This is a genomic window from Pedobacter antarcticus (assembly GCF_900103515.1).
In the GTDB taxonomy this organism is placed as follows: Bacteria; Bacteroidota; Bacteroidia; order Sphingobacteriales; family Sphingobacteriaceae; genus Pedobacter; species Pedobacter antarcticus.
On sequence record NZ_FNGZ01000003.1, the window covers coordinates 1 to 12,505 of the forward strand.

Below are 12,505 nucleotides of genomic sequence, written 5' to 3' on the forward strand. Positions count from 1 at the left end.
TAATCCAGTTTCGTATGGTACTCCTTGAGCTGATATTGTATACGATAACGGCTTCCTTTATACTCATCCCCCCATGGATAGCTCGAACAATCGATCGTTTTTCTGCAGTACTGTGAAGCTTGCGTTTATGCAAAATTGAACTGTACTTGTCCAACCACATCCCAAGGGTTTCTCCGGTCATTTTATAAGTCTTTATCAGATCCCTCCGGGGCGTCCCTTCTTCGGCCAGCTTAACAACATGAGCGATCAGTCGCTTGTCAAACTTCTGATTTTTACTCGTTCTTTCTGAGTAGAACAACTCTTCTTCTCTTTCCATACACTGTTTTATAGTGTATAGCTTTTTCAGGAATGGACACGTAAATGCAGAATTCCATAATTTTCAACGAAATAAATAGGAGGTCGTATCATTGACAAAATGAGCGACCTCTTTTTTATAAATCAGTTTTGCTGAAAGTGTTTATTTTTCACTTTCGCCGGCAATTGCGCCGAATAATCCTTTGATCACCGCAACCACGATGGCCAGGAGTGCAGCAGCAAAGAAACCGCTGGTATGGAATGACGTCATCATGCTGTCAACCAAAAGGATCATCAATACGGTAATGATAAATGACACCAGGCCCAGGGTGAGGAAATTAACAGGAAAAGTCAGGATTCGCAGTATGGTGCCAATGGTGGCATTTGCGAGTGCAATTAAAATTGCGGCTATCACGGCAGACCCGAATCCGTCGATATGTACGCCGGGAACAAGATAGGAACCCAGCAGCATGGCCAGCCCCATCAATAAGATTTCGATAATTAACTTCATAATGTTTAGCTTTATTGGATGTTTAAGCGTTTGTTTTGTATGCTGGTCTGGAGTACAGGAGCAGTATGTTTGATTGCTTGTAATACTGCAAATAACAGGCCACTTTCGGTTGGTTTTTCTGCAGATAGCAACAGTATAGTGTTTAAGCAGATTGATCCTGCAGGACTGCAATTACTGCGGCAGGAACTCCCCGCTGATTCCGCGTTTAGTACGCTGATCCGGGTACTGGAGAAGGACCGGGGGGAAGATACCGAAAGAAATATTGCAGGAATATTCAGTGTTACTGACAGCAGTATTGTGTTTATACCTGAGCATACTTTTTCCAAAGGGAAAGATTATTTGGTGGTATCTTATCTCAACGCACGCTTTGCGACCGCAGGGATGTTGCTTAAAGGAAAAATGGATCATCAGCTTAAGCCGGAAGAGTATCTGCTTTCTTACTAGTGCCCTGAAGATAAATGGAAATTTCCTTTTAATAGGATTCTGAAATTCTGTAAATTAGCTGTGACGGGTTCTGGTCTTCGATAGCAGGGTTTATTTTTATTTATGAAATTAAATCCATACATTTGCAAGAAATAGAGGGGTAAGAGGGGGCTGGTGTCCCCTCTTTTCTTTTACCCGCAAATTGGTTATGCAAATAGAGAAGAGAGTAACAGCATTAGTTGAAGAAAAAATTTCTGACAGACCGGAACTATTTCTGGTTGAAGTCAGGATGTTGCCAAACAATAAGCTCATTATTCATGTAGATGGAGATGAAGGAATTAGTATTCAGGATTGTGCAGCGATCAGCAGGCACGTTGGTTTCCATTTGGAAGAAGAGAACACCATTGAAAAAGCCTATAATCTGGAAGTATCCTCTCCTGGTGTAGGTGAGCCGCTGAAGCTTAACAGGCAGTACCAGAAGAATATCGGACGTGATTTAAGCGTTAAATTGTCTGATGGTCAGTTAAAGGAAGGTAAACTCCTGTCGGTGGATGCAGAATCAATCCTCATTGAGGAGAAAGTAAAAGAAAAAGGGAAAAAGGCTCAATTGGTTGAAACCAGTCTGAACTTTGATCATATATTAGAAACAAAGGTTTTAATTTCATTTAAATAAAATGAGCAATATTAATTTAATCGATTCATTTCAGGAATTCAAAGAGTTCAAGAACATCGACCGTCCTACAGTAATTAGTGTACTGGAAGAAGTTTTTCGCAGTATGCTGCGTAAAAAATACGGGACCGATGAGAATTGCGATGTAATTGTTAACCCCGACAACGGGGATTTGGAGATCTGGCGCACAAGAAAAGTAATGGAAGACGGATTTTCGGAGGATGATGACCTGGAGATCGAATTGTCAGAAGTTAAACAACTGGATGCAGATATGGAAGTCGGTGATGACTATATCGAACAGATCACACTGGAAAGCTTTGGCCGCCGTGCAATTTTAGCTGCACGTCAGACTTTGGTTTCTAAAGTTCTGGAACTGGAAAAAGACGAAATTTTCAAAAAATATAAAGACAGGGTTGGTGAAATTGTTACCGGTGAGGTATACCAGGTCTGGAAGAAAGAAACGCTGGTGCTGGATGACGAAGGCAATGAGTTGCTAATGCCTAAGACAGAACAGATCCCTGCGGATTATTTCAAAAAAGGAGACTCTGTGAGAGCGGTGATCCTTAAAGTGGATATGATGAACAGTACACCAAAAATCATCATTTCCAGAATTGCGCCTGAATTCTTACAGCGTTTGTTTGAAATTGAGGTGCCTGAGATCTTTGACGGTCTGATCACGATTAAGAAAATTGTTCGTGAACCAGGTGAACGTGCCAAGGTTGCAGTGGAGTCTTATGATGACAGAATTGACCCGGTAGGGGCATGTGTTGGTATGAAAGGTTCCCGTATCCATGGTATTGTCAGAGAATTAAAAAATGAAAATATTGACGTGATTAATTTCACAAACAATGTTTCACTCTACATCACCAGGGCATTAAGTCCTGCAAAAATCACTTCCATTAAGCTGGATGATGTAACTAAACATGCTTCGGTTTATCTGAAGCCTGATCAGGTTTCACTAGCTATCGGACGTGGCGGACATAATATCAAACTTGCAGGCAAACTGACAGGTTATGAAATCGATGTTTACCGCGAAGCAGGTGAGGAAGATGAAGATGTGGATATTGAAGAGTTCTCGGATGAGATCGATAGTTGGATCATAGACGAATTGAAAGCAATTGGTTGTGATACAGCTAGAAGCGTACTGGCTTTATCAGTGGATGAGCTGGTTAAAAGAACTGACCTGGAAGAGGAGACGATCAAAGAAGTGATCAGTATCTTACAGTCAGAATTTGAATAAACGTTTTCTTGTGAAATTGTCTGATGTTGCCACAGGCAGGTGTCAGACAGTTTCAACATAGTTAAAAACAAATAAATACGGAAATAGGGCAGGCTTTTATACCTTTTTAAAAAGAGGAATTAGGCATGCTAGAGCCTTAAACCGATAAAATCAATTTGTGAGGATGAAAAAACAAGAATAAACGTTACTTTTGTATAAGAATTAAGAAAAAATAGGATATCAATGTCAGACGACAAACCAATAATTTTATTTAAGGCAGTTAAGGAACTTAACGTAGGGATAGCTACGGCCGTTGAGTTTTTAGAAAAGAAAGGCTTTTCTGTTGAGAATAAACCCACTACTAAACTCTCCCGTGACATGTATAATGCATTGCTCAAAGAGTTTCAGGGAGATAAAATCGTAAAAGAAGAAGCCAATCAGATTGTTATTGGTAAAATTCGTCGTGATGAACCGGAAGTAACTGAGAAAGTTGCTGAGGCACCTAGAAAAAATGTGGAATTTGAAAATGAAGGTATTTTAGTTAAGAACCTTCATACATATACGCCTCCTGTTGTTGAGAAACAAAAAGAAGAGGCTCCGGCTCCTGTTCAGGAAACAGTAGTGGAAAAAGAACCTGAAAAAGCAGACGATGCAGCAATTAAAGGGGTCAAGATAGTTGGGAAAATTAATCTTGATGAATTGAATGCGAAGACACGCCCTGCTAAAAAGGAAGAGACTCCTGCACCTAAACCTGTTCAGGCTGAAGCGGCTCCGGTCGCTCCGGTACAAGAACCGGTTAAAGTGGTAGAAGAAACTCCTAAGGCAGAAGCGCCAAAAGCTGAGGAAGCAGTTAAGCCGGTTGAGAAACCTGCAGAAGAACCTGCACCAAAAGCTGAAACACCTCAGCCTGCAGCACCAATCAAAACAGAAGAAAAACCCAAACCTGTGGAATCACCCGTTGCTAAAGCAGAGCCGGTGAAAGAAAACCAGGCGCCTAAACCTAACCAGCCTGAAGAGGTTGAGGTTATAAAAGCCCGATCGGTTAAGCTTTCCGGACCTAACATTATTGGTAAAATTGTCTTGCCGACAACACCAGAACGTAAGTCACAACCTGTGGCTTCTTCAGGTGACAGCAATGACGCCAAAAGAAAACGTAAGCGTAAAAAGACGCCAGGCGCACCCGGTCATACGGGTACAGGCCAGAACCAGTCCGGTAGCGGACAAGGTGGTAACAGTGCGGCACCAGCAAGACCTGCAGGCGCTCCGACCTTTACCAACAGACCTGATTTTAGAAACAACACGAATAATACGGCTAACAGGCCGAATTTTAGAAATAGCAAACCTGGAGGCGGCCCGAAAGAAGAGCCAACTGAAAAGGAAATCCAGGATCAGATTAAAGCAACACTTGCACGTTTAAGCGGAGCAGGTAAGTCCGGTAAATTTGCACAGCGTGCGAAATTACGCCGTGGAAAACGTGACGACGTTGCTTTATCAGCTGAGGAAGCAGCTATGGAGCAGGAGCTTCAGTCGAAAGTACTGAGAGTAACTGAATTCGTAACTGCAAATGAACTGGCCAGCATGATGGATGTACAGGTAACCAAAATTATCGGAACCTGTATGAGTCTTGGTATGTTCGTTTCCATTAATCAGCGTTTGGATGCAGAAACACTAACTATTGTAGCCGATGAGTTCGGTTATGAAATCCAGTTTGTGAAACCTGATGATGAAAGTGACAGCATTATTGAAGAAGCAGATGCTCCTGAAGATTTAATTCCAAGAGCACCGGTTGTTACGATCATGGGTCACGTCGATCACGGTAAAACTTCCCTGCTGGATTATATCAGGAAGGCGAATGTTGTTGCCGGTGAGGCAGGGGGTATTACCCAGCATATTGGTGCCTATATGGTAACTACTCCAACAGGTAAACAAGTAACATTCCTGGATACACCGGGTCACGAGGCCTTTACGGCAATGCGTGCACGTGGTGCGAAGGTAGCAGATATTGCAATTATCGTTATTGCAGCGGATGATGCTGTGATGCCTCAGACGAAAGAGGCAATCAGTCATGCGCAGGCAGCAGGAGTTCCATTGGTGTTTGCCTTTACAAAAATTGACAAACCGGGTGCAAACTCAGATAAAATCCGTGAGCAGTTATCTATCATGAATATCCTGGTTGAGGATTGGGGCGGTAAGTTCCAGTCTCAGGAAATCTCAGGTAAAAGCGGTTTAAATGTAGACCTGTTACTGGATAAAGTATTACTTGAAGCAGAATTGCTGGAATTAACAGCAAATCCTAATAAACGTGCCACTGGTAGTGTAATCGAAGCAACTCTGGATAAGGGTCGTGGTATTGTAACTACAGTTCTGGTACAGGCAGGAACACTGAAAGTTGGTGATCCGATCCTGGCAGGAAGTTACAGTGGACGTGTAAAAGCATTGTTCAACGAACGTGGTCAGAAAGTTCCTCAGGCAGGCCCGTCAGTACCAGTTCAGGTATTGGGTATGCAGGGCGCGCCTACTGCAGGTGATAAGTTCAATGCGGTAGAGAGTGAATCTGAAGCGAGAGAAATTGCTAATAAACGTTTACAGTTAATGCGTGAGCAGGGACTGAGAACTCAGAAACATATTACTTTAGATGAGATCGGTCGTCGTCTGGCTATCGGTAACTTTAAAGAACTGAACCTGATTGTTAAAGGTGACGTGGATGGTTCAATCGAGGCATTAGCCGATTCATTGCTGAAACTGTCTACTGAAGAAATTCAGATTAACATTATCAGTAAAGCGGTTGGTCAGATCTCTGAATCTGATGTATTGCTGGCTTCGGCTTCTGATGCGATTATCATTGGATTCCAGGTACGTCCTTCTTCAGGTGCAAGAAAGCTTGCTGAAGCAGAACAAATTGATATCCGTTTATACTCGATCATCTATGATGCGATCAATGAGATCAAGGCTGCGATGGAAGGTATGCTTGCCCCTGAATTCCAGGAGAAAATTACGGCTAACGTCGAGATCAGAGATACCTTCAAAATCACTAAAGTTGGTACAATCGCAGGATGTATGGTCCTTGACGGAACAATTACACGTAACAGTAAGATCCGTATCGTCAGAGATGGTGTGGTTATCTACACGGGTGAGCTGGCTTCACTGAAACGTTATAAAGATGATGTGAAAGAAGTATCCAGAGGTTACGAGTGTGGTCTGAATATTCAAAACTTTAATAATATTGAAGTTGGAGATATTGTGGAAGCCTACGAACAAGTTGAAGTAAAAAGAAAGCTGTAATAAGCTTTTGAACATCATAAAAAAGCCCTGCAGTTTAATACTGCAGGGCTTTCCTTTTTATATTCAAGCTGAAACTTAACGGTTGAAGAGTGCCTGTTTGATCAGTTTTCGAATTTGTTTGGGTGTTACAAATGACCATTCGAAGAGCTCATTCTTAAAATAGAGGCTGAAAATATTCTTGTTGCTTTTTTGTCTGACGATCGCGAACCACTTTTCGAATAATATTTCATTGAAACGTCGCTCCGGGTATATTTTAACTTTACTATTGCTGGCTTTAAGGAGTTCTAACAGCTTAATGTACCCAGAAGGCTCTTTACCTTTGAATGTATGACAAATGATCTCGTGATGTAGCCTAATCAGAGTTTGGTCGGATGGAATTCCCAGGTTAGAATGCATTTCGCTGATAATGTCTTTTTCTGCAGCAACCATCCCGTCCCATTGCAATGTAGATATGTTTGTGTCATGTACTCTGTAGGATACGAGTACGTGATCTAAGTTCGCAACACCGTATTTTAGCGAAATCCGGTAGCTTAGATCGTAATCTTCTGCAGGGGCGAAATTTCTATAGCCACCAACGGCTAATATTGTTTCTCTGTTCATCATTAAGGATGAATTGATGAAGGGGTTTCCAAAAAGCATGTTAATGCCCATATCCTGCACTGTTCCGGTGTCAATCTTCATAAATCCGGTTTCTGCTCCTTTTCCATCAATGATGCGTGCATGTCCGCCGCATAAATGAACTTCAGGATGACTTTCGAAATAAGCTACCTGCAACTGCAATCTGTCGGGGCTAGCTATGTCATCACTATCTAGTATTGCATAGTAGATACCCTGAGCCTGCTGGATGCCGAGCTCTCTCGTGTAACTTAACCCCTTATTCGTTTCATTGTTGATCAATCTGATTCTGGAATCATTGAACTGCTCTATAATGGCTACGGTTGCATCTGTAGACCCATCATTTATGATGAGTAACTCAAAATCAGAATAGCTCTGATCCAGTACACTCTGGATGGAATCTTTAATATAAAGATCTCCATTATAAACTGCCATGAATACGGTAACGTATGGTTTGCTTACAGTTTTATCCATTGTTCCGGTATGATTTGATTGCTATCATCATTATTAGTCCATTTTTCCGGACCGATTACAATTTTATTTGGATTTTCATTTAACCATGCGGCCCACCAGCTGAAGCTGCTGTTCGCAATAATATTGTGTTTGCAGTAACTCATCAACTGCATATCTATATAGCTGTTATTATGGTCGTTGCCAGAAATATAGAATTTCGGATCATCCAAATCAAGATTCTCTTTACACCACTGCAGATCGTCAGAGAAGATATAAAATACAGGGGCATCCAGCGAGGCAATCATTTTACTAATTGCCTTTTTATAATAGTTAAGGGAACAAAGGCCTCCTAAAAGCTCGTCTTTAAGGTAATCCCCCCTTCTGATATGCACAGATACACTGGTCGTGCTCTTAATCGACTGCATATATTTGGAATTATCTTCGTTCAGTGGATTCTTAAATCTGAATTCAGCCCGTATTTTTTTTTCTATATCTATAAAATATTCCTGATTCTGCCAATATCCCCAATACAACATTGGTTTTTTGTTATGGAGTATATCTTTGTCAAAAGCGAAAAATATATCCTCGACCTTATAAGTGTTTTTTAACATTAAAACCCTTCTCATTTTACGGTACTTCCATGATCTGATATGAGAGCTATACAGATTTACAGTAAAAAGCGAGGCCTGGGGAGGATGAATACCAAATACCCTCGTTAGTTCAAAGCCGTTATGTAGCGTATAATTCTCGTATCCGGATAAATCTGTTTTGACAGATTTATACCGGTGAGATAAAGCCAGATAAAAAGCATATTGAAACATTTGATTTCCCAGACCACCCAGGATTTTGACTACTTTCATTTTAAAGAGATATAAAGGCTAATATATTACTTTGCCGGGATTGAGTCAAGAATCGTTTTACGATAAGCATTGGCGAAATTTTCGAACGAAAATTCCCGTTTGACTGTGTCATATGCATTTTGACTTACTTTTGCCAATTCGTTCCTTTCCTCCATAATTTCTGTGAATTTTACCACAAAACTGGCAATAATTTGTTCCTCATCAATGGGATTATTAATCAAGTAACCATTGCCTTTATGTTCACCAATGTAAGCATTTAGCTCTCCTACGTCGGTAGAGATCGGTATAAGTCCAAAACTCATACCTTCTAAAATTACCATAGGAAGACCTTCTCTTCTTGAAGTTAATAAAACTATGTGAGCCCTTTTGTAAAATTCATTTAATACAGACTTATCATAGATGGCACCAACAAGCTGAATATTCTGCGGCATGTCTTCAGAGTCTTCAAAATCGCCAATTACAGTGAATTTAAGTGGCAATGCTAATTTCTGACATTTTTCAGCGATTGATTTAACGACATGAAATCTTTTCTCGGGGCTATTTCTTGCAACAAAAAGAACTTCAAGAATACCATTGAAATCCTTCTTCTGAAAAGGTTGCTCAATGTCAACGAAATTAGGAATGATCTCGACACGGTTTAGATAGCTTTCCTCTATAGCGTTTTCTGCATAATGATTTTTGAGCTGCTCTAATAATTTTTCGCCGAGTACAATTCTTTTATCAATCCGCCGTGTATAAGGTAAGCTACGCCATTCAGAACCTTGTTTAAAATCAGCAAAATTGTGGAGGAGATCGATAATTGTTACGTGTGGTTCTAAAAGTGGAATCATCTCATATAAGAACTCACTATTACCTCCAAAAACGATCGGCGATTTCTGTTTATTGATCATTTTAGCCAGTTTTTTGTACATGTGTTTTTTATAACTGACCTTTTCAGCCCATCTGCCCAGATTGATAACTGTAGAATTCGATTCGAATTCGTTTTTAAAGCCCTCGTTTCCAGATTTGGTCGTAATAAAACAAATAGGATCCAATGCCTTAAATAATTTTAGAAGGCTGATATGTACACGTTCTGCTCCTCCAAATGCCCAGGTGTAAAAGAAAAAGAACAATTTTCTTTCTTTGTTAAGTCCCGAATGTATTCTTGGATAATCTAAAAGCGCAGTAAAATTACTATAAGATCGTTTTATTTTTTTTATCATATTATCCTTATTAAAGCTGTAATCCGTAACTGTACAGCCTAATTATACTTTAGTCATTCTGAATAAACGCCTTGATCCTCTTAGATATATCATCTGTCGGGATGTCGAAAGGGAGCAAATGAAATAAAATATTTCTCGCTTTTTCGGTACGTCTTTTTGAAAAAGCAAAGAGAAGTCTAAATGGCATAGCCAATAAAAGCTTGGTTCGGTTAAAAGATCTTCCTGTATCAACGTGAACTTTGATGGCAACATAATACTTTAGAAGAATGGCGTCAGAATCCCGAAAACCTTTAACTAGTTGGTCTCTGAATTCAGTATTAAGTTTGTGAGCGCCAATAAAATGCTGATAAACCAACCTATCATCATAGTACAGTTTATAACCTTTCAGAGTAAGTCGCAGGCAATATTCGGTATCTTCTGCTGATAGAATATTAACTTCACTCTCTTCAAGAAATGATTGATAATTTTTATACATGTTGAGGTAGACTGATCGTCTGGTGACCAGTCCAGCGCCCCACAGTCTTGATCCAGGTTTAAGTATTCCATTTTTATCTGCCTGAGGACCGGTTGCATAATCTTGACTATGCGCTGCAAACCAATCAGGGAGTTCAGACGCATCAGTTGCAGGGATACCCCGGCCACCAGCGGCTGCAACTTCGGGCATTGTATGGAGAATGTTATATGCTTTTTCTATATAGTCCGGTGCAAGCCAATTATCATCATCGCATATAATCAGAAACTCATATTCTGCTGTCTGAATTGCCTTTTGTAGCGCATATAATTTACCTGGCTTAGGTTCTTTAATGATTCTGAATGGAATATTTTCGGGGCAATTGGCATTCCAGATCGTTTCTGCTGTTGCTATGGTATCGTCAGAAGATCCGTTGTCCGCCAAAATTACTTCCCAGTGAATGGACGGGGATACAACTTGCTGGGTGATATGAATTATTGTTTGACTCAGTCTTGCCGCCCCGTTATGGGTGCAGATAATAATCGTCATTCCGTTTTTCATGTATTTTATTTATTTCTAACTACGCCAAATTTTTCGGCGTGGTTAGCTTATTCATCTATTCTTAGGTTAATTCAGGCTTCCATATTTAGAAGGGAAGAGAATTCTCACCGCTATGTTATTGTTCCACAAAAGTTTGTAATTCAATCAATCTGCTATAGATGCCTTTTTGCCGTAATAATTCATGATGTGTGCCCTTTTCAACAACTCTTCCCTGGTCGATGACAGCAATCATATCTGCATTCATAATTGTACTTAGTCTGTGTGCAATGACAATGGAAGTCCGATTTTCCATTAATTTGTTCAATGCATCCTGAACCAGTTTCTCTGATTCAGTATCTAAGGCAGATGTGGCTTCATCCAACAACATCACCGGGGGATTCGCTAATACAGCTCTGGCAATACAAATTCTTTGTCTCTGTCCTCCTGAAAGCTTATTTCCACTGTCTCCGATATTAGTGTCATAACCATTTTCTGTATTTGTAATGAAGCTGTCAGCATTCGCAATTTTTGCAGCTTGTATGATTTGTTCTCTGGTAGCAGACGGATTAGCGAAAGATATATTATTTGCTATAGTGTCATTAAACAGGATTGATTGCTGATTAACCGTACCGAGTTGGGCCCGGATGCTTACCATACTCAGTGATTTCAGGTCATGTCCATCGATCGTTATTCTACCGGTCTGCGGATCGTAGAATCTTGGAATCAAATCCATTAAAGTTGTCTTTCCGCCGCCCGAGGGCCCTACAAGAGCCACAGTCTGGCCTTTTTTGATGGTCAGGTTAATATCGTGCAGAATTGTTTTTTCACCATAACTAAAACTGACCTGCTCAAATTTAATGCTGTCCGAAAATGTATTCAGTTGAATGGCATCCGGAACATCAACAAGTTCTGGTTTTGTATCGATCAAATCCAATACTCTTACCCCAGCAGCAATCCCGGAATGGATACCGCTAAATGAATCGGTAATAGCTTTGATTGGCTGCATGACCTGAGAAAAAATGGCAATATAAACCAGGAATTTTGCAGGGGTTAATTCACCCTGGTTATTCAAAATCATTGTTCCTCCGTAAAGTACAATAAAAACGACCACAAGTACACCCAGCGTTTGTGAGACGGGGGATGCTAATTGTTGTCTCCTGATCATTTTTCTGGTTAAATTAGAGTAAAAAATGTTCTCGTCGTCAAATTTAGTTTTGATTCTTTCAGCGGCATTGAAGGCTTTGATAATTTTAATACCACCTAACGATTCGTCTAAAAATCCAATCATCTTCGCAAAAGATTCGTGTGCCTGCTTTGCTTGTTGTCTTAACCTTTTAACGATTTTACTGATTATAAATCCTGATATCGGAATAACTAGTAGAGCAAACAGGGTTAGTTTGACGGAGATAGACAAAAGTACACCCACGAAGAATATTAATTGTACGGGCTCTTTAAAAAGGACCTGCAGTGTGTTAGTTACTGTAAACTGAACAACCTGGACATCAGAGGCTACCTTTGAAATAATATCGCCTTTGCGCTCGTTGCTGAAATAACCGACATGTAGATCCATAATATTATTGAACACAGTCTTTCTCAAATTCAATAAAGTATGAACCCTCAGATCTTCCATAAATCTTTGTGAAAAGTAACGAAAGAAGTTAGCCAGAAATACACAGACAACAATAACAGCGCAGACAACTTTTAAGGTGTAGAGCTTTCCGTAGGCAGTAATACAATAGGCAATATATTCATTGAACCGGCCAACCAGATCGAAAGTAGAAACGTTCTTTATTAATGTTGAGGGATGATCATTTGCCCCGGAAACAAATAGAGTCTCCAACAACGGCCCTAATAATGTAAATAGAAAGGTGTTAAATAATACAGCAAGAATAGTTGCTACCGCATATGGAATTGCAAACTTTTCTATGGGCTTTGCAAATGATAAAAGTCTGAAATATGTTTTGATCATGATTAATGAGGATGGC

The 12,505-nt window shown here is 40.2% G+C and carries 11 protein-coding genes; 4 read left to right on the forward strand and 7 right to left on the reverse strand.

Translation table 11 applies throughout. The annotated features are described in order from the left end of the window. Positions 1-316: helix-turn-helix domain-containing protein (locus BLR53_RS07120; RefSeq protein ID WP_143007848.1), on the reverse strand; the 316-nt coding region annotated here is incomplete at its 3' end. A 141-nt stretch (positions 317-457) separates the two neighbouring features. Next, a complete protein-coding gene (locus BLR53_RS07125; protein WP_037443085.1) occupies positions 458-805 on the reverse strand; it encodes a phage holin family protein in 348 nt (115 codons plus the stop codon). 18 nt (positions 806-823) lie between these two features. On the opposite strand from BLR53_RS07125, the gene BLR53_RS07130 reads away from it, so the two are divergent. The 4 genes from BLR53_RS07130 to infB all read left to right on the forward strand — a co-directional run bounded on the left by BLR53_RS07130 (position 824) and on the right by infB (position 6,399). Next, positions 824-1,249, forward strand: a complete 426-nt coding sequence (locus tag BLR53_RS07130) for a hypothetical protein (RefSeq protein ID WP_143007849.1) — start codon at positions 824-826, stop codon at positions 1,247-1,249. A gap of 187 nt (positions 1,250-1,436) precedes the next feature. Further along, positions 1,437-1,901, forward strand: a complete 465-nt coding sequence (gene rimP / locus BLR53_RS07135; protein WP_037443081.1) for a ribosome assembly cofactor RimP — start codon at positions 1,437-1,439, stop codon at positions 1,899-1,901. Between the two features lies 1 nt (position 1,902). Next, a complete protein-coding gene (nusA, locus tag BLR53_RS07140) occupies positions 1,903-3,138 on the forward strand; it encodes a transcription termination factor NusA (protein ID WP_037443076.1) in 1,236 nt (411 codons plus the stop codon). 222 nt (positions 3,139-3,360) lie between these two features. Continuing rightward, entirely contained in the window at positions 3,361-6,399 is a 3,039-nt protein-coding gene (infB, locus tag BLR53_RS07145) for a translation initiation factor IF-2 (RefSeq protein WP_074588595.1), read from the forward strand. A 75-nt stretch (positions 6,400-6,474) separates the two neighbouring features. On the opposite strand, the gene BLR53_RS07150 is transcribed toward infB, so the two are convergent. The 5 genes from BLR53_RS07150 to BLR53_RS07170 form a co-directional block, all read right to left on the reverse strand. Beyond that, entirely contained in the window at positions 6,475-7,488 is a 1,014-nt protein-coding gene (locus BLR53_RS07150; protein WP_074588601.1) for a glycosyltransferase family 2 protein, read from the reverse strand. Further along, on the reverse strand, positions 7,473-8,327 hold the full coding sequence (locus tag BLR53_RS07155; RefSeq protein ID WP_074588604.1) for an alpha-1,2-fucosyltransferase: 855 nt from the start codon (positions 8,325-8,327) through the stop codon (positions 7,473-7,475). The genes BLR53_RS07150 and BLR53_RS07155 overlap by 16 nt, the downstream gene beginning before the upstream one ends. Before the next feature lie 26 nt (positions 8,328-8,353). After that, the gene (locus tag BLR53_RS07160; protein WP_074588609.1) at positions 8,354-9,529 is read right to left on the reverse strand and encodes a glycosyltransferase family 4 protein; all 1,176 of its coding nucleotides are present in this window, start codon (positions 9,527-9,529) and stop codon (positions 8,354-8,356) included. A 49-nt stretch (positions 9,530-9,578) separates the two neighbouring features. Beyond that, positions 9,579-10,541, reverse strand: coding sequence for a glycosyltransferase (locus tag BLR53_RS07165; protein ID WP_074588613.1), 963 nt, complete (start codon positions 10,539-10,541; stop codon positions 9,579-9,581). 115 nt (positions 10,542-10,656) lie between these two features. Then, positions 10,657-12,486 (reverse strand): ABC transporter ATP-binding protein, encoded by a 1,830-nt coding sequence (locus BLR53_RS07170; RefSeq protein WP_074589247.1) that lies wholly within the window; start codon positions 12,484-12,486, stop codon positions 10,657-10,659. Positions 12,487-12,505: the final 19 nt, after the last annotated feature.